At 65.3% G+C, this 18,446-nt stretch carries 16 protein-coding genes; 13 read left to right on the top strand and 3 right to left on the bottom strand.

The features are described 5' to 3' along the window. Positions 1–55 precede the first annotated feature (55 nt). The 5 genes from VIL88_RS14960 (at position 56) to VIL88_RS14940 (ending at position 4,272) form a co-directional block, all read left to right on the top strand. Positions 56–385: a hypothetical protein gene (locus VIL88_RS14960; RefSeq protein ID WP_331990224.1), complete on the top strand. Its 330-nt coding sequence runs from the start codon at positions 56–58 to the stop codon at positions 383–385. Positions 386–401: 16 nt separating this feature from the next. After that, the gene (locus VIL88_RS14955) at positions 402–1,061 is read left to right on the top strand and encodes a response regulator transcription factor (protein ID WP_331990222.1); all 660 of its coding nucleotides are present in this window, start codon (positions 402–404) and stop codon (positions 1,059–1,061) included. A gap of 5 nt (positions 1,062–1,066) precedes the next feature. Next, positions 1,067–2,449, top strand: coding sequence for a HAMP domain-containing sensor histidine kinase (locus VIL88_RS14950; RefSeq protein WP_331990220.1), 1,383 nt, complete (start codon positions 1,067–1,069; stop codon positions 2,447–2,449). Between the two features lie 61 nt (positions 2,450–2,510). Continuing rightward, entirely contained in the window at positions 2,511–2,990 is a 480-nt protein-coding gene (locus VIL88_RS14945; RefSeq protein ID WP_331990218.1) for an RT0821/Lpp0805 family surface protein, read from the top strand. A gap of 178 nt (positions 2,991–3,168) precedes the next feature. Further along, positions 3,169–4,272 carry a hypothetical protein gene (locus tag VIL88_RS14940; protein WP_331990216.1) on the top strand — a complete coding sequence of 368 codons (1,104 nt, stop codon included), beginning with the start codon at positions 3,169–3,171 and terminating at the stop codon, positions 4,270–4,272. Here the strand turns inward: VIL88_RS14940 and VIL88_RS14935 are convergent. Then, positions 4,234–6,258 (bottom strand): FAD-dependent oxidoreductase, encoded by a 2,025-nt coding sequence (locus VIL88_RS14935; protein ID WP_331990214.1) that lies wholly within the window; start codon positions 6,256–6,258, stop codon positions 4,234–4,236. The two genes, VIL88_RS14940 and VIL88_RS14935, sit on opposite strands and share 39 nt — an antisense overlap. Further along, entirely contained in the window at positions 6,255–7,313 is a 1,059-nt protein-coding gene (locus tag VIL88_RS14930) for a hypothetical protein (protein ID WP_331990212.1), read from the bottom strand. Before VIL88_RS14930 ends, VIL88_RS14935 begins: the two co-directional genes overlap by 4 nt. A gap of 123 nt (positions 7,314–7,436) precedes the next feature. Here VIL88_RS14930 and ccmI point away from each other — a divergent pair, with 123 nt between their 5' ends. The 8 genes from ccmI to VIL88_RS14890 all read left to right on the top strand — a co-directional run bounded on the left by ccmI (position 7,437) and on the right by VIL88_RS14890 (position 18,265). Further along, positions 7,437–8,516, top strand: a complete 1,080-nt coding sequence (gene ccmI / locus VIL88_RS14925) for a c-type cytochrome biogenesis protein CcmI (protein ID WP_331990210.1) — start codon at positions 7,437–7,439, stop codon at positions 8,514–8,516. Beyond that, positions 8,513–8,983, top strand: a complete 471-nt coding sequence (gene ccmE / locus VIL88_RS14920; protein WP_331990208.1) for a cytochrome c maturation protein CcmE — start codon at positions 8,513–8,515, stop codon at positions 8,981–8,983. Before ccmI ends, ccmE begins: the two co-directional genes overlap by 4 nt. A 43-nt stretch (positions 8,984–9,026) precedes the next feature. Continuing rightward, positions 9,027–11,000, top strand: a complete 1,974-nt coding sequence (locus VIL88_RS14915; RefSeq protein WP_331990206.1) for a heme lyase CcmF/NrfE family subunit — start codon at positions 9,027–9,029, stop codon at positions 10,998–11,000. Next, entirely contained in the window at positions 10,997–11,437 is a 441-nt protein-coding gene (locus tag VIL88_RS14910; protein ID WP_331990204.1) for a cytochrome c-type biogenesis protein, read from the top strand. The genes VIL88_RS14915 and VIL88_RS14910 overlap by 4 nt, the downstream gene beginning before the upstream one ends. A gap of 137 nt (positions 11,438–11,574) precedes the next feature. Further along, positions 11,575–13,098: a Do family serine endopeptidase gene (locus VIL88_RS14905; protein ID WP_331990203.1), complete on the top strand. Its 1,524-nt coding sequence runs from the start codon at positions 11,575–11,577 to the stop codon at positions 13,096–13,098. A gap of 151 nt (positions 13,099–13,249) precedes the next feature. Beyond that, entirely contained in the window at positions 13,250–13,921 is a 672-nt protein-coding gene (locus tag VIL88_RS14900; protein ID WP_331990201.1) for a response regulator transcription factor, read from the top strand. Positions 13,922–13,924: 3 nt separating this feature from the next. Continuing rightward, positions 13,925–15,340 (top strand): sensor histidine kinase, encoded by a 1,416-nt coding sequence (locus tag VIL88_RS14895; RefSeq protein WP_331990199.1) that lies wholly within the window; start codon positions 13,925–13,927, stop codon positions 15,338–15,340. A gap of 42 nt (positions 15,341–15,382) precedes the next feature. Next, positions 15,383–18,265 carry a bifunctional [glutamine synthetase] adenylyltransferase/[glutamine synthetase]-adenylyl-L-tyrosine phosphorylase gene (locus VIL88_RS14890; protein ID WP_331990197.1) on the top strand — a complete coding sequence of 961 codons (2,883 nt, stop codon included), beginning with the start codon at positions 15,383–15,385 and terminating at the stop codon, positions 18,263–18,265. 4 nt (positions 18,266–18,269) lie between these two features. Here the strand turns inward: VIL88_RS14890 and VIL88_RS14885 are convergent, their stop codons facing one another. Next, complete coding sequence (locus tag VIL88_RS14885) at positions 18,270–18,446, bottom strand: hypothetical protein (RefSeq protein ID WP_331990195.1); 177 nt, start codon at positions 18,444–18,446, stop codon at positions 18,270–18,272.

The raw sequence follows: 18,446 nt of genomic DNA, 5'->3' as shown, positions 1-18,446 counted from the left end.
GTGCGGAGATGGGGCGCGGTGCCATGGACCCATTCGGTCTGCTGTGGTCATATTCATGTCCCATTCAGCAACGCCACCCTATGGTGCGGCCATGACACGATTGTTCCCGAAACGCATCGCCACGATGGCCATGGTGCTGGGCCTCTGCCTCCCTGGGGCCGGGGGCGCCATGGCCCAGGCCTGCATCGACAGTTCGGCCGAAATCCAGGCGCTCATCAGCGAAGGTCGGATCATCAGCCAGTATGAAGCCGTCGCCTCTGCCGGCTATAGTGCCGATCAGATTCTCAATTTCCGGCTGTGCGAGCAGGGCGGACGCTATGTGTGGATCATCGGCGTGCTGAGCGCCGATGGCACGGCACAGAATCTGACGATCAGCGCCGAATAAGGGGCAGGGGGCAGCGATGCGCATTCTGGTGGTCGAGGACGACGCCAATCTCAACCGTCAGCTCAAGGAGGCACTGACTGAAGCCGGCTATGCCGTCGACGTTGCCTTCGATGGCGAGGAAGGGCACTTCCTGGGCGACACGGAACCCTACGACGCCATCGTGCTCGATATCGGCCTGCCGCAGATGGATGGGCTCTCCGTGCTGGAAGAGTGGCGCCGCACCGGCAAGACGACGCCGGTGCTCTTGCTGACGGCGCGCGACCGCTGGAGCGACAAGGTACAGGGCATCGACGCGGGCGCGGACGACTATGTGGCCAAGCCCTTCCACATGGAAGAAGTGCTGGCCCGCATCCGGGCGCTGGTGCGCCGCGCTGCGGGTCTCGCCTCCAACGAGATCGTGTCCGGATCGGTGCGGCTCGATACGCGCTCGGGAAAGGTCACGGTGGATGGCCAGTCGGTAAAGCTGACGAGCCACGAGCTGCGCCTGCTGACCTATCTGATGCACCACAAGGGCAAGGTCATCTCGCGCACGGAACTGACCGAGCATCTGTACGATCAGGACTTCGACCGCGACAGCAACACCATCGAGGTCTTTGTCGGCCGCCTGCGCAAGAAGCTGCCCGAGGATTGCATCCAGACGGTGCGGGGACTGGGCTACCAGATCGCGGAAGACTGAGCGGGATGGCGAGCCTGCGCAAGGGATCGATCGCGGCCTCGCTGTTCTGGCTGTCGGCGGGTTGGCTGGTGCTGGCCCTTGTTGCAACGGGCTTCCTCCTGACCGACCTTTATTCGCGAGCCCTCGACACCTCGCTGTCCGAGACGCTGGACTTTCACGTCGAGAGCTTGACCGGCTCGCTCCTGGAAACCGACGATCCGACCAGCGACGCCATTGCCCTGACCGATCCGCGCTTCAATCGTCCGCGCTCGGGCTGGTACTGGGCCATCCGCGATGCCGATGGCACGCTCTACAATCTCTCGACCTCGGTGGTGGGGATCGACCTGCCGGTGCTGATGGGGCCAGCGGATTCGCGCGGCCGCCGCACCGCCATCATGGAAGACGTGTTCGGCACCCAAATGCGGGTGGTCGAACGCACGGTTACCGTGGCGCCCACCACCTACCAGATCGTTGTCACCGGCAATCTCAGTGAAATCCGCGAGCTGGTTGGTGACTTCCGCGGGCAGACCTTCATCGTTCTGGGCGCGGTGGGGGTGATGCTGGCCATCATGAGCGCGATTGTCGCCCGCTTCGCCATGCGCCCGATTTCCAAGCTGAGCCATGCCATTGAAAGCGTGCGCGCCGGCGAGGCTGGGGCGGTGGAGGGGACCTATCCCCGCGAAATCGCGCCCCTCGCCGAAGAGGTGAACGAGTTGCTGCGCTCCAATGCGCAGATCATCGAGCGCGCCCGTAACCAGGTGGGCAACCTTGCCCATGGCCTCAAGACGCCGATTGCCGTCCTGCGCAACGAGGCTGCCACTTCCCATGGGCCCCTGGCAGAAGCGGTGATGAGCGAGAGCGACAAGATGAGCACCATGGTCGCGACCTATCTCGAGCGGGCGCGGCTGGCTGCCCGCACTTCAGTGGTCGGCAAGCGGGCCGATGCCGGCGCCATCGTGCAGCGGCTGGCGCGCGTCATGCGCAAGATCCATCCGGAGGTCACCATCGACTTCTCGGCCGATCAGGGCCTGCCCTGGTTCCGCGGTGACGAGGCGGATCTTGAGGAAATGGCGGGCAATCTGCTCGACAATGCCTGCAAATGGTCGCGCGGGCAGGTGAGCGTTCGTCTTTCCACCGCAGCCGGCGGAACGGGCACCATGCTGCTCATTCGCATCGAGGACAATGGGCCGGGTCTGAGCGCGGCCGACGCAGAAAAAGTGTTGCGCCGGGGTGTCAGGCTGGACGAGAAAACGCCCGGCAGCGGCTTGGGGCTCGATATCGTCAAGGAACTGGTGGATGTCTATGGCGGCGATCTGGCGCTGAAGCGCTCGGACCTCGGGGGGCTCCTGGTGGAGCTGCGCTTGCCTACGGCACGCCAGAGCGCCTCGACGAAACCGAACGCAACTTGACGCACTTTCGCCGCATTACGCCAACAAGAGCCACAAACAACATCCACTGGATCGCACACACATGAACCGCATTGCCTTCCTTGCCGCTCCGCTGCTTGCCCTTTCTGTGGCTGCCTGTTCCAGCACCGCGCCAACGCAGCGGGTCGCGACGGCCGCACCTGTGGTGACGACGCCAGTGATTTCCCAGCCCTTGGTGCCGACCCCGGCCCAGACCACGCAGCAGGCGCTTCTGACCACCAGCGTCTCCAACGGCTTCGTCGATCCGGCCGCGCTCGCCGTGATGACCAGCAAGGACTCGGCCGAAGCCAACAGCGCCCAGTTCTATGCGCTGCAGTTCGGCCGCCCCGGCGCGCCGCGGCAGTGGGCCGGTGACAAGGGCACGACCGGCTCGGTGGCCGTCGGCCCCTATGTGCGGGTGAACAATCTCGACTGCCGCGACTTCACTCACACGGTGAAGACCAACGGCCAGGAATACGTAAAGAAGGGCACCGCCTGCCGCGAGCAGAACGGCAACTGGGCAGTGGCGCCTGGCGCTGCCTGACGCCTTGTGATCGCAGCGGGAATGGATTGTTTACCTGAGGGCCTTAGGGTCGACCGGTGAACATGTCATTCCTGCTGCGTTGATGTCTCAAGCCGTCACCCAACCCGAAGCTGCCACTTCCCGCCGGCCTGGCCGTGGACGCCTGCGGCCGTTTGCTGGCGTGCTTGACCTCGTGCTTGTGCACGACCCAATCCAGTTTTCGTTTCCCGGCTCCATCGCACGCAGCCATGCCCAGGCCGCCTGGACCTGGGTGCATCGCGATCTCTGTGCCGACCTGATCGATGCCGCCCGGGTGGAAGAGGGCAGCTTCACCCCCGCAGAACTCGAAGCGATTATCCCGCAGGTATTGAGCCGCATGAAGGCGGGGCTCGACGCGGTGGCGGAAGACTCCGAGAAGGATCGTCGCCTGCGGGCCATGCTAGGAAGTGCAGAGGCGCGGGACGCGCTGCCGTCCATCATCATGGCGCTCCGCAGCCGCGCCCTGCTGGTCAAGGCACAGGCCTTCGGCAAGGCGGTAAATGCCATCACCGAAGAAGCGCAACTGGGCGCGGCGCTCCAGTCAATGCCGCTCAAGGATCCAGCACTGGCAGCCTTGCTGTTTCATGCGGCCATGCCCCAGGTTGGCAACCCTAGCCGCCTGATCACGGCCGTGATCAAGCTCAGCGGCAACGCCACCGAGGCATCGGTGATGCGCATGGGTTTCAGCCCGGTGATCGAAGCGATCCTTGCGCATGCGCAGAACCAGCTTTTCGCCCTGCAGCCGGCGGGCCCCTTTGCCGATATCGACATGGTTTGCCGCAGCCTCGAACGGTTTCACCGGCTGGTTCGTGCGCTGACGGGCTATATCGAATTCGCGCGCGGTAGCCGCTGGGCGATGATCCTGTCGGCCATCACCAAGCAGGTGTCCGATCGCATCGAGCCGCGCCTGCGCGAGGTAGTGCCCGACATCAACCACGCGCTGCGCAGGGGCCGCGAAGGCGCCGACCGCGTCGACAACGACCGGCTGCTGGCGGCCATCAACGGCGTCTATCTCCTGGCCACCATTCGCGAATGCCGCGACTCGCTGGCGCTCAACGCCTTGTTCGAACAGGCCTGGAGCCAGAGCGGCGAGGCGCTCGAGATGCACCTGCAGCGCAATCTCGACCTCATCCGGCAGAACCCCGCTGATAGCAATACGGCCCTGCGGCTCGACGCCGGGATCAAGATGGCGGAAGTGCGCTTCAATGCCGACTATGCGGAAACGCTAAGGCGCGCCCGCGCCACTGCCGAGCGCCGCAGCTAGATCCATGCCATCGCGATAGGCGGTCACGAGGCGGATCGCGACCGCGCGGCCGGGCTCGCGGCAAAAAACCGTTGCCCCTGGCGTCCCGTTGACCAGTGCCACGGCCACCTCGCCCTGCGAGCGTATGATCACGCCGATGGCATGGAGCGGGTTGCTCTCGTCGGCAGTGGCATAGACCAGTGCACCGACATTAAGGCGGCGGGGCTCAACCGGGTTGGCGACGAGAAGCTCGGCGCCTGGATAGCGCCCCCCGAGATAGGCAGGTGGGAACGGCGTCTGAGGCTTGTCCAATGCTGCTGATGCCGCACCGCCCAGGGGCACCACTTGCACCCGCTCCCGCGCAACGATGCCGGCGCTCTCCGCCGGGATTGCACCCAGCTGCACGCCGGCAGCAATCGCGGAGAGTTCCAGAGGGTGCGGAGTGTCGGCAAGCGACCAGACCGGTGGGGGCGAGTTGAATTGTAGCCAGCCTGGCCTGGTTTTCACCGCCGCAAAGGGGCGGACCAGATAGGCGCGGCTGCCGTCGAGAAACGCTGACGGTCCGCCCTCTTGGGGCGCTTCGCCAACGGGAGCGGGACCATCCGGCGTGTCGTAGATGGGATCGATCAAGGATTCCTGAACCGCGATCGGCTTTTCCCCGAGCAGCTGGGCCACGGCGCTCCTGCCACTAGCGAGGCAAGCGCTGCGGGTGAGCCAACCGGCCGCACTTCCGGCCAGCGCGATACCCTCGACGACCCCGCCTGGCTCGAGCCGCGACAGTTCGGCGTTCCACCGGCTTTCCCCGCCGGCTATGTGCCAGAGCGTCAGTTCGGGTTGCCAACCGCCGCAGACGACCAGCCGGTCGACGGTGAGCGGCGGCTCATGACTGGGCAGGCCTTCGGTGCTGAGACGCGGCGAGACGGACAGCGCGGCGCCCTTCGCCGCCGCACCGGCCGAGCCGACAACTGTTCCGGCTGCCATGGTGATGCCATAGGCCTTGGCGAATTCGATGAAGCGCGACTGGGGAGCGAGGCGGGAGTCGAGGATGCGGGCTACCGCTGCGCCCGCGTCCCTCGCCAGCATGGCAAGGCGATAGGCGGGGCTGCTGCTGGTGGCGACTATCGCGGGTCCCGTCGGCCAGACACCGTAATGGTAGGCAAGCTCGAAGGCTTCAAGCGCGCCGACAACGCCGGGCAGCCTGTTGCCGGGAAAGACCGGCAGCCGCTCCAGGGCACCGGTGGCGACCACCATGTGCCTGGCGCTGACGTCCACGATGGATGGCTTCGCGTCCTCGAGGCCGACTGCATGCAGGCGCAGCTTGCCCTTCTGCAGCGCGTAGACCTCGGCCGAGGTCAGCACCGTGACACTGGGTGCCTGCTCGATCTGCAGGCGCAGCAGATCGATCGCTTCGTCGGGCGTTGCTTCGCCATCGAGGCGTCCGAAGAGGCGCGAAGAACCGCCAAGCTGCGGCTGGGCCTCCACCAGCAGCACGCCAAGACCGCGAGCCGCGGCAGCCAGGGCAGCTGACATGCCGGCGACGCCTCCGCCGATCACCGCGAGGTCCGCCTGCATCTCCTGTGCCGCAGGAAGCCCCAGCCAGGGCTTCGACATGGCCTTGGAAGATGCCAGGTCGATGCCGAGCGAGCGCCCGCGCTGTCGCATGAGAGCGCCAAGGCCGAGGGACACTGGCCGGTGGCCCCAGGTCAGGTATTCGGCGCCGTCGCTGACCAGCGTGCGTTCCATGGCCAAGGCGTGGTGCGGATCGTTGGCATGATTGGCAGCAACGATGGAGGGCGCGTGGCTGCTGGTCAGCGCGACCGGGTGGTTGTGGAGCTTCCCGGCGGTGTCCACGCCAGAGGCCAGAACAGCACTCAGCACAGTGTCGCCGCTGAAGGCCGAAAAGGTCCTGCCGTCTAGCTGGAACTTGATGGGCTTCTGCCGGTCGAGTACCTGACCGTGGAACGGGTGTTTCTCGCCCGAAGCGAGTCGTGCGGATCTGGAACTCATGGCTGCGCACCGATCTCGGCAACGGGCGATGCGGCGGTGTCGCGCATCGGGTGCCGGGCCTCGAACCAGGCTGCCTCGGTCGAACTGGCGCTGCCGCAGAGCCATCGCGCGATGGCGGGTGCGAGGAAGGCGCCGGTGGGGCCTAGGCCCGCCAGAACATCAACGGCCGTATCGCCAAGGCGGCCGAGAGCCGGAGCGCCATCGGTCGCTGCCAGGGTGTCGAAGCTGGACTGACCGGCAGGCTGAAAATTCTCCTGTTGCGCGACCAGGAGGCGCAATTGTTCCGCTACATCCAGGATCGACCCACTGCCCGTCGCCACCATGCCGCGCCCGGGTTGGTTCAAGATGCTGAGTGCGGTATCCAACTGGAGCATCAACGGGATGCGGCTTCGCTCGACGCCAGCGGCAAAGACGGTGCTGCTCTGCTGCCGTCGTAGCAGGGGCAACTGCTCACCCAGGTGCTGCAGCACGGCCTGGTCGTCGGCCAGTACGACCCGGTTGCACCCAAGCGTCGTGCCCTCCACGCTGACCTCACCGCTGCCGTCGGCATGAAGAACGAGCCCGTCGCTGCCGGGAACTTTCCGTACATCTTGCGCGGTAAGCCACTGGTCGAGCTTTGCCTCCAGGGCGGCGCGATGCAGCAGGACGGCGTCGCGCAGCAGGACGCCTTCGCCCGAAACGCCGGATGGCAGCCGCGACACCGGCTCGGCTCCGTAACCGAAACCCAGCGCCATCTGGCGAACATGGGCGAGGGCCTCCCGGTGCTCCTCACCCTTCGCCACCAGCAGCGGATCGATATGCGACCAGGTCCCCCGGCCGCCGATGCGCGCGATCAGTTTGAGGCTTTCCGGCATGACGGATTGCAGCAAGAACCAGGTTTCCGGCCGCGTAATCGGCGCGAGGGAGAGGTCGATGCCCTGCGGCAGGCGATAGGCGGCATGGCTCTCGCCCAGGAACAGCACGGTCTTGCCGTGCGCCGACGCCAGCAGGCCCGCCAGCAGTCGCGCAAGCGGGGTTGATCCCACGACGGCGAAATCGGCCTGGCTGCTCGTCATGCCGGCTGCGCCGCCTGTGGCAATGCGTCCACCCCACTTTGCCGTGTTTCGATGGTTTTTCGCTGCAGTGAGATTATAGATGGCACCATCTTGCCGCATGACGGCGTCAAGCGTTCAAGGCCCATGCTTTTCTGGTCTATTGCCACTGCCATCACTGTGATTGCCTGCGCTGCACTTTACTACGCAGCCGGCCGGCGCATGGTCAACGCGGTGGCTGGGGAAAGCCACGATCCCAACAACCATTTTCGTCTTGTGCTGGCCGAGATCGATGCTGACCTCAAAGCCGGAAAACTGGCAGTTGCCGAAGCTGATGCGGCCAAGGGCGAACTCGCACGGGAAATCCTGCGGCACAAGGCCGAAGCCGGCGGCACTGTTTCGGCCGGCGCAAGCCTTGGGCGGATGTCGCTCCTGGTGGGGCTTGCGGCTGTGGCCGTAGTCTCTTTCGGCACTTACGCCCTGCTTGGCCAGCCGGACCTTCCGGCACAGCCTCTTGCCGGCCGCACCGACACGGCGGCCCAGGCCCTGGATCTCGAGAGCGCCGTCCAGCGCATCGAAGCCGCACTTGCTGGCAATCCGGAGGATCTGCGCGGCTGGAGTGTTGTGGCGCCCGCCTATATGGAACTCGGCCGCTTCGCCGAGGCCGCACGCGCTTATCGCCGCGTCATCGAGTTGAGCGGCCCCACGCCCGACCTTCGCACCCGCCTTGCCGAAGCGCTGCTGTCGGCCGGCGACGAGGCCGATGCTGCCGAAGCCATGACCGAGTTGCGCAGCGCTGCCGCAAGTGACCCGCAGCACGTTCCGTCCAGGCTCTATATCGCAGCCGAGCTCATGCGGCAGCAGGATTACCCGGCTGCCGCCGAAGCATGGAACGCAGTCCTCTCCCTGTCGCAAGGCGATGAGCCCTGGCTCAACGCTGCTCGCCAAGGGCTGGCCACCGCCGAAGCCGGCGGCGAAGACCCTGAAGCTGAGCAGGACATGATCGGCCAAATGGTGACCGGGCTTGCCGAACGCCTCGCCAGCGAAGGCGGTAGCGTCCAAGAGTGGACGCAACTGGTTCGCTCCTATCTTGTGCTGGGCGACAAGGCAGGTGCACAGCAGGCCTACGATCAGGCCGTTGCTGCTTACCCGCAGACTTTTGACCGCGGTGAACTCGATACGCTGGCGCTTGGCGCCGGCCTGACGCTGAACGGAGCTAAGCCATGACCATGCCTGCTGTTCGCCGCAAGGGTTGGTCGCGCAAGCAGAAGCGGCTGGCAACGATCGCCGGACTGGCTCTCGTCGTCGCCCTGGCAGCGGCCCTGGTGCTGACCGCGTTGCGTGACCAGATCGTGTTCTTTTATGCACCGAGCGACATCATCGCCCGCGAGGTTGCGCCGGGCACGCCGATCCGGCTCGGCGGGCTGGTCAAGGATGGCTCCTGGCAGCGCGACGGGCAGAACAACAGCTTCGTCGTAACCGACGGGGCGCAGGACATCGCCGCCCGCTATGTCGGCATTCTCCCCGATCTCTTCCGCGAAGGGCAGGGGGTGGTTGCCGAAGGAAGGCTGGAGCCCGATGGCTCCTTCACCGCCACCAATGTCCTAGCCAAGCACGACGAAAACTATGTGCCCAAGGAAGTCGTCGACGCGCTGAAGGCGAGCGGCGAATGGCGGCCGGAGGCAGCGCAGTGACGATCACGCGGCACCTTCAACTCCTGTGGGACCCGATCGCTTCATGAGCATCGAACTCGGCCACTTTGCTCTAATCCTGGCCTTCGCCATCGCGACGGTGTCCACCGTCGGTGGCTACCTCTATTGGCGTGGGGGCTCGCGCATCTCGCTGGTCCTGAGCCAGGGCGCTGTGCTGCAGTTCGTCTTGGTGGCCGCAGCCTTTGCAGCGCTGATCCAGGCCTTTGTCAGCTCCGATTTCAGCCTCCTGCTGGCGGTCAACAATTCCCATTCGCTCAAGCCCCTGATCTTCAAGATCTCGGGCGTCTGGGGCAATCACGAAGGCTCGCTGGTCCTCTGGATCTTCATCCTCGTGGCCTTTGGCGCCATGGTGGCCACCTTTGGCCGGCGCCTGCCGGACGATCTCCTGGCGTTGGTGCTGGCGACGCAAAGCATGCTGACCGCAGCCTTCACCGGCTTCACGCTCTTTACTTCCAATCCCTTTACCCGCACTTTTCCGGCACCAATGGAAGGCAACGACCTCAACCCGGTGCTGCAGGATATCGGCCTCGCCATCCATCCGCCGCTGCTCTATGCCGGCTATGTCGGCTTTTCGATCTGCTTCTCCTTTGCCGTTGCCGCGCTGATTTCCGGGCGCATTGATCAGGCCTGGGCCCGTTGGGTCAGGCCCTGGACGATTCTGAGCTGGACGTTCCTGACGCTGGGCATCGCCATGGGCTCCTACTGGGCCTATTACGAGCTCGGCTGGGGCGGCTGGTGGTTCTGGGATCCGGTGGAAAATGCAAGCTTTATGCCGTGGCTGGCCGGCACGGCGCTGCTCCATTCCGCCCTGGTCATGGAAAAGCGCAACGCGCTCAAGATTTGGACGATCTTTCTGTCCATCATCACCTTCTCGCTTTCCCTGCTTGGCACCTTCCTGGTCCGGTCGGGCATCCTGACGTCGGTGCATACCTTTGCCGCCGATCCGACGCGGGGCATGGTGATCCTGATCATCCTGGCGATCCTTATCGGCGGCGCCTTCGCCCTCTTCGCCATGCGCGCCGCGGCGCTGCGGCAGGGTGGCCTGTTTGCCCCGGTCAGCCGCGAAGGCGCGCTGATCCTCAACAACCTTTTCCTAGCGACAGCAGTGGGCGCCGTGCTGGTCGGCACGCTCTACCCCCTGCTGCTCGACGCGCTGACCGGAACCACCATCTCCGTCGGCGCACCCTTCTTCAATCTCACCTTCGGCGCACTGATGTCGCCCGTCCTGCTGGTCCTGCCCTTCGGACCGCTGCTGGCCTGGAAGCGCGCCGATGTCGTTGGCGCAGCCCAGCGGCTGATCGGCGCGGCAGCTTTGGCCATCTTCCTGACCATTCTGGTTTCGGCGCTGGGCGGCGTCTCGATCTCGCTGGCACCAATCGGCCTGTTGCTTGGCTTCTGGGTTTCCTTCGGCGCCTTTGCCGAACTGGTAGACCGCAGCAAGCTCGGGCGCATTCCCCTTGGCGAAAGCATGCGGCGCCTCCTTGGTCTGCCGCGCGTGGCCTGGTCCACCGCCATCGCCCACTTCGGCGTTGGGATCACCGTTCTGGGCATCGTCACCGTGACGGCTTGGGAAACCGAACTCGTCACCACGCTCAATCCCGGCGAGACGGCCGAACTCTCCGGCTACACGCTTGCCTTCGATGATTTCCGCCAGGTCGATGGCCCCAATTATCGCGCGGAGGAGGGGCACTTCACCGTGACTTCACCCGGTGGTGGACAGCGGCAGATCGTGGCCGACCGGCGCAACTATGTCGTCAGCGGCATGCCGACCACCGAGGCCGCCATCGAGACCTATGGCTTCTCCCAGCTCTATGTCCAGCTTGGTGAGCCGCTCAACGATACCCATGTCGTGCGCATCTGGCACAAGCCTTACATCACCCTGATCTGGCTCGGGGCGCTCCTGATGGCCTTGGCCGGCGTTCTGTCGCTGACCGACCGCCGGATGCGGGTGGGTGCCCCCCGCCGCGCGCAGAAAACAGCCGTGAGCCCGGCGCAATGACCTTGCTTCGCGCGCTGCTCCTGGCTCTTTTGGTATGCATGCCGGCTCTGGCCGTGAGCCCCGAGGAGATGCTGCCCGATCCGGTCATGGAGCAGCGGGCGCGCGACATATCGGCCGGGCTTCGGTGCCTTGTTTGCCAGAACCAGTCCATCGACGACAGCGATGCTGACCTGGCCAAGGACCTGCGGGTTCTGGTGCGGGAACGGCTGGTCGCCGGCGACAGCGACGAGGAAGTGCGCCAGTTCCTGGTCGACCGCTACGGCGAATATGTGCTGCTCAACCCGCGGGTGAACAACCACACGATCCTCCTTTGGATCGCGGCGCCCGCGCTGCTCCTCGTGGGCCTCCTCGCTCTGGTCGTCCTCGGCCGCAGGCGCCGTCCGCTTCCGGGCGGCCTTAACGCAGATGAACAGGCCGCGCTCGACGAGCTCAGATAGCCGTCCCAGCCAATCGTATTGCCCCGATCCTGCCGCCAACATTGCCAAGGTTTAATGTTGGGGCAACTTCCATGAAAGGCGAGGCATTCCATATGTAAGCCCATAAGCCGTTGAGGGCTTCCAAGGAGAACATCTTAATGCGCTCGTCCATTCTGAAACGTACCAGCCGTTGGCTTGGGGCTTCCACCCTGGCGCTGCTGGTGGGTATCGGTGGTGTGTCCACCGCCTTTGTCATGACCGGCCAGACCGCCAATGCACAGGTCCAGAACGCCGCCCAGATCACCGTCCCCGAGACGGCGCAGCCGCATGCCGGCTTTGCCGACCTCGTGGAAGCGGTCAAGCCCGCCGTGGTGTCGATCCTCGTCGAAGCCGAGGAAAGTGCCGAACAGGTGCAGCGCCGCGGTGGCGATTTCAACTTCAACTTCCCCGATTTGCCTGAAGGCCACCCGTTCCGAGACTTCTTCGACCAGTTCGGCAATGGCCCGCGCGGTGGTGGCGAACAGGCGCAGCCGCGCCAGTTCATGGCTGCCGGTTCCGGCTTCGTGATTTCGGCTGACGGCTATGTCGTCACTAACAACCACGTCGTCGAGAATGCTACCAAGGTGACCGTCGTCTTTGAAGACGGCTCCGAGCAGGTCGCGGAGATCGTCGGTCTCGACGAACGCACCGACCTCGCCGTCCTCAAGATCGAAGGTCAGGACCTGCCCTTCGTCAGCTTCGAAACCGAGTCGAGCCGCGTCGGTGATTGGGTCGTGGCCGTGGGTAACCCGTTTGGCCTCGGCGGTACCGTGACCGTTGGCGTGATCTCCGGCCAGGGCCGCAATATCGGCGGCTCCAACTATGGCGATTTCCTGCAGATCGACGCCGCGGTCAACACCGGTAACTCGGGTGGTCCCGCCTTCAACACCAAGGGTGAAGTGGTCGGCGTCAACACCGCCATCTATTCGCCCAATGGCGGCAATGTCGGCATCGCCTTCGCCATCCCCGCTGCCACCGTCAAGGGCATCGTGGACCAGCTGATCAAGACCGGCGACGTGACCCGCGGTTACCTCGGTGTCGGCATCCAGGACGTCACCCGCGATATCGCCGACGGCGTCGGCCTCGCCGACGACAAGGGTGCCATCATCAGCAACATCGCTGAAGACGGTCCTGCCGGTCCTGCCGGCGTCAAGTCGGGCGACATCGTCACGGCCGTCGACGGCGATCCGATCGATGACGCCCTCGACCTCAGCCGCACCATCGCCGGCAAGTCCCCCGACACCACTGTCGAGCTGACGATCTGGCGCGACGGTGCCGAGACCAAGCTGTCGGTCCAGCTTGGCACGCTCGACGAAGAAGCCGTGGCTCAGGGCGACGAACAGTCCGCTCCCACGCCTCAGGCCCCTGTTCCGGCGGAATCCAGCGTCGGACTGACCCTGGTGCCCAATGCGGACGGCAATGGCGGCCTGCTGATCCAGGACGTTGATCCGGAATCGGCAGCAGCTGAAAAGGGCCTTGCTGTTGGCGATGCCATCCTCGAGGTCAACAACCAGCCGGTGAACACGCTCGAAGAGTTCGAAGCCGCCATTGAAGGCGTGAAGGCCCAGGGCCGCAACACCGCCCTGGTCAAGGCCAGCCGCGACGGCAACGTCACCTTCATCGGCCTGCCGCTGAGCGAGTAAAATGCAGAGGGGTCGGGCCTGCCCGGCCCTTTCGCAACCACCGCGTCATTCCCGCGCAGGCGGGAATCCCCCTTGGACGTGTGAGGGAGATTCCCGCCTGCGTGGGGATGACACTGTGCTAGGTCTGTAATCGTGCGTGGGACTCAATGCCGTGAAAATCCTCCTGATCGAAGATGACCGCGAGGCGGCGAGCTACCTGATCCAGGCCCTCGACGAAGCCGGGCACATCACCCACCATGCCGCCGATGGCGAGACCGGCTACGCCATGGCCTCGGGCATGGACTACGATGTCCTCATCGTCGACCGCATGCTCCCCCGCCGCGATGGGCTATCCATCGTTGAGTCCCTCCGGGCCGAGGGCGACAAGACCCCCGTTCTCATTCTCTCCGCCCTGGGCGAGGTCGATGACCGCGTCACGGGCCTCCGCGCCGGCGGCGACGACTACCTCACTAAGCCCTATGCTTTCACCGAGCTTCTCGCCCGCGTCGAGGTGCTGGCGCGCCGATCCAGCCCCTCGGAAGCAGCAACGAGCTACGAAGTCGCCGGCCTGACGCTGGACCGCCTTTCGCGCAAAGTCGAGCGTGACGGCGAGACCATCATCCTCCAGCCGCGTGAATTCCGGCTGCTCGAATACCTGATGAAGAATGCCGGCAAGGTGGTCACCCGCACCATGCTGCTCGAAAATGTCTGGGACTACCACTTCGACCCCCAGACCAACGTCATCGACGTGCACATGTCCCGCCTGCGCTCCAAGATCGACAAGGGCCATGCCACGCCCTTGCTGCATACGGTGCGCGGCGCCGGCTACATGATCCGCGAGTAGCGCGTGAACCGCTTCTGGCAACTCTGGCGCACTTCCACGGTCAGGCTGACGGCAACGTTCATCCTGATCTTCTCGCTGTTTGCGATCCTGCTCCTGGCCTTCATCACCTGGCAGTCCAGCGTGCAGATCCAGCGCCAGCAGGCCGACGAGATCGACCGCGAGATGCGCGTCTTCCAGCGCATCGATGCCAACCAGGGCATCAGGGCGCTGGCTTTCGCGCTCCAGCGCGTCGCCAGCGCGCCGGGCCCGGGCGTCTACTATCTTGGCGACGCGTCGGGGCAGTTCCTGCTCGGCAATGTCACCGACGTTCCAGCCAACGTTTTGATCGAGCCGGGCATCTATAGTTTCGACTACGAACGGGCCAATCCCTTCATCGACCCGCCCCGGGGAGGTGGTCCAGACCGGCCACCGAAATCTGGCGTCGCCGTCGTCCGCTCGGTTGAATTGAGCAACGGCATGCGCCTTGTCGTGGGGCGGGACGTGGTCGAACGCCGCGGCTTTTCGGCCATCATCGTGCAGAGCTTTCTCTTCGGCGTGCTCGGAATCGTGCTGTTCTCGGTGATCGCCGGTGGCATCACGGCGCGGCGGGTCCTCAAGCGCATCGATACCATCCGCGACACCTCGACCAAGATCATGTCGGGCAACCTGAGCGAACGGGTGCCCGTCACCCGCCGCAACGACGAGTTCGACGGTCTTGCCACCAACCTCAATGCCATGCTCGACCGCATCGAGCAGTTGCTGCAGGGTCTCAAGGAGGTGACCGACAACGTCGCGCATGACCTCAAGACGCCGCTGACGCGCCTGCGCAACCAGGCCGAAAGTGCGCTGCGCGATGGTGCCACCGATGAAACCCGCCAGCGCGCGCTCGAAACCACGATTGCCGAAAGCGACCGCCTGATTCAGACCTTCAACGCCCTGCTGATGATCGCGCGGGCCGAGGCTGGAGCACCTTCGGGCAATCTCTCGGCCGTGGATGTCAGCGCTGTGGTGGCCGACGTGGCCGAACTTTATAGCCCTGTGGCGGAAGACGAGGGGATCGTGATCGAGACGGCGATCGAAGAGGGCGTGCACCTCCACGCCAATCGCGAATTGATCGGCCAGGCCATGGTCAACCTTCTCGAGAATGCCGTCAAATACGCCAAGCCCGAAGGTGAGGGGCAGGGGCGGATCACCGTCGGCCTCCGTCGGGAGGCAGGCCGTGTGCTGATCGAGGTGGCCGACAACGGGCCCGGCATTCCTGCCGAGGACCGCCAGCGCGTGCTGCAGCGCTTCGTGCGCCTCGAGAAAAGCCGCTCCGAGCCGGGATCGGGCCTGGGCCTCTCCCTCGTCGACGCGGTGACCCGCCTCCATGGCGGCACCTTCCGCATCGAGGACAACATGCCCGGCGTGCGGGCGGTGATCGATCTGCCGGGCGCCTGAGCCGCGCTTGCCCTGCTTGGGACCTCGCGCTATCCCTCAGGCATGACCCTGTCGCTCAACGTCCTGCCGTCCACCGACACGCCACGCTTCGACGCCTGGCTCGCTCAATTGCCCTCTTCCGAGCACCAGGCGATAGCGACGGCGCGCGCCGCTCTCGGGCCGTTGCTGGAAGCCGCCCCCTATCTTCTTGGCCTCGCCCAGGAGAATGCGGACTGGCTTGTGGCAACCCTGGGCGGCAACGCCGACGATGCCTTCGCCGACATCCTCGACGCTGTGGAACGGCAGGGTGGCACCGCAATTGACGAAGCGGCCCTCGCGCCAGTGCTCCGCATCTCCAAGGGGCGCACGGCCCTCCTTGCGGCGGTGGCGGAAACCGGCGGCGCCTGGACGACTGCGCAGGCCACCGCAGCTTTGTCGGACCTCGCCGACGCCGCGCTGGACGCGGCCCTCAACCTCCTGATGCGCCAGGCGGCCGAGAAGGGGCAACTCGCCATTCCGGCTGACCAAGCAAGCGCTGGAAACTCCGGTCTTGCCATCTTCGCCCTCGGAAAACATGGCGGGCAGGAACTCAACTATTCTTCCGACATCGACATCGTCGCCTTCTTCGATCCGCAAAAGGGCGTCCTGGTCGATCCCGCCGAGGCCACCAAGATCTATTCGCGCATCGTGCAAAAGCTGGTCGGCCTCATGGAAGACCGCCAGGCGCATGGTTACGTGTTCCGCACCGACCTGCGGCTGCGGCCCGATCCGGGCTCCACACCTGTCGCCATCTCGTTTGATGCCGCGCTCGCCTATTACGAAAGCCGGGGGCAGAACTGGGAGCGTGCTGCCTGGATCAAGGCGCGGGCCTGCGCCGGCGACAGGAAGGTCGGCGAGGCCTTCCTTCGCGAACTCGCTCCCTATGTCTGGCGCAAGCACCTCGACTTCGCGACCATAGCCGACATCCAAGCCATGAAGCGCCAGATCAACATCTCCAAGAATGTCGGCGACATCCGCGTCGAGGGCCACAACGTGAAGCTCGGCCGCGGCGGCATCCGCGAGATCGAGTTCTTCACCCAGACCCAGCAGCTGATTGCCGGCGGTCGCGACAAGTCCCTTCGCGTCAAGCCGACGGCTCACGCGCTCGCCGCCCTGGCCGACGCCAACTGGATCACCCCCAAGGCCGCGACCGAGCTGACCCAGACCTACTGGTTCCTGCGCGCCGTGGAGAACCGTCTCCAGATGCTGCGCGACGAGCAGACCCATGTCATGCCGGCCTCCGCCGAGGAGGTTGCAGTGATCGGCCGCCTGATGCGCGAGTCTGACCTGCGGGCCTTCGAACGGCGCTACCGTTCTGCCCTGGAACGTGTCGTCGGCTACTACTCCGAGCTCTTCACCGAAGGCGAAAGCCTCGGCGCTGGCGGCGGCAATCTGGTCTTTACCGGCAATGACGACGATCCGGGCACCGTGGAGACCCTCTCGGCCATGGGTTTCGTTGATCCGTCCAAGGCCATCGCCACCGTGCGCAAGTGGCACTATGGCAGCTATCCCGCCACGCGCGCCTCGGCGGCGCGGGCCCACCTGACCGAGCTGCTGCCGGCTCTGCTCACTACCTTGGGTAATGCCGGTAATGCCGACGAGGCGCTGGCCAAATTCGACAATTTCCTGTCGCGCCTGCCCACCGGCGTCCAGCTCTTTGCGCTGTTGCGCAGCCACGCCAATCTGCGCACCCTGTTGGTGCAACTCATGGCCTCGGCGCCCCGCATGTCGGAAGCGGTGATCCACCGCGCACACGTCATGGATGGCCTGATCGACCCGGCCTTCGTCAACGATGTCACACATCGTGACGTCCTCGTGGCCAAGGTGGATGCTTTCCTTGCCGAAGCGCGCTCTTACGAGGAGATCATCGATCGGGCCCGCATCATCGGCCAGGAACAGAAGTTCCTGATCGCTGCCGGCCTTCTTTCCGGCACTGTCGATGCGACCGGGGCAGGGGAGCAGTTCACCGCACTGGCGGAGACCCTGGTCCACCGCCTGTTCGACAGCGTTCGCGCCGAGTTTGGGCGTCGGCATGGCAAGCTCGCGGGGGGGCGCGTCGCCCTTCTGGCCTTTGGAAAGATGGCCAGCCGCGAGATGACAGCGACCTCGGACCTCGATTTTATCCTGCTCTACGATGCACCCGATGCTGAGTCGGACGGCGACAAGCCGCTCAGCACCAATCACTACTATACCCGCCTGACCCAACGCCTCGTCGCCGCGGTGACCTCGCCCACGGCCGAGGGCGTGCTCTACGAAGCCGACATGCGCCTGCGTCCTTCGGGCAATGCGGGTCCACTTGCCACCAGCATCGGTGGCTTCCGCGCCTATCACCATGACGACGCCTGGACCTGGGAGCACCTGGCCCTGAGCCGAGCGCGCGTCATTGCCGCAGACGGGGCCTTCGGCAATGAAGTCGAGGCCGCCGTCGCCGAAGTGATGGCGCGCTCGCGCGATCCCGAAAAGATCGTCGAAGACGTGCTGTCCATGCGGGCGCTAATGGCGCGCGAGCGGCCATCCCGTCACCCGCTGGACCTGAAGCTCGCAGAGGGCGGACTGGTCGACCTCGAATTCATTGCCCAGTCGTCCCAACTTTTGGTCGGTAAGACGATCGACCGCCCGCAGGCGCCCACCGCCCGCGTCCTGTCGCGGCTGGGCGATATCGGCCTCGTGCCGCAGGGCCTGCGCCTGGCCGAGATCCACGAGACCTTCTCCACCGTTCTCCAGGTCATGAGCTCGGCCCTGGTCAGCCCCTTCAAGGACGAAGCCTGGACCGCAGCCTTCAAGGAATTGCTGGCAGGGCTGACGCACTACCCCACCTTCGAGCTGCTGGAACTGGATCTTGCCGGGATGCGCGGCGAGGTTCGGGACGCGGCGGCCCAATGGTACGGGCGGGCGCGGGAGCTCTAGCCGGTCAATCTTCCCGCCGCGGCGGCACCGGGGTACCGCGCTGTTCCAGCGCCCGCTTGGCGCTGTCTGGCAGGTCGCGGCAGCCGCATTGCTCGGCATGTTCGATATGCCACTCGATCGGCTGCTCGAGATTGGCATTGGGCGGCATGCGATGCGTGCTGTGCCAGTCCCGGTTGATCAT

The sequence above is a fragment of the Devosia sp. genome, assembly GCF_036563435.1.
In the GTDB taxonomy this organism is placed as follows: domain Bacteria; phylum Pseudomonadota; class Alphaproteobacteria; order Rhizobiales; family Devosiaceae; genus Devosia.
Note: the sequence above shows the minus strand (reverse complement) of the source record. Positions and strands in the feature narration are given on the sequence as shown.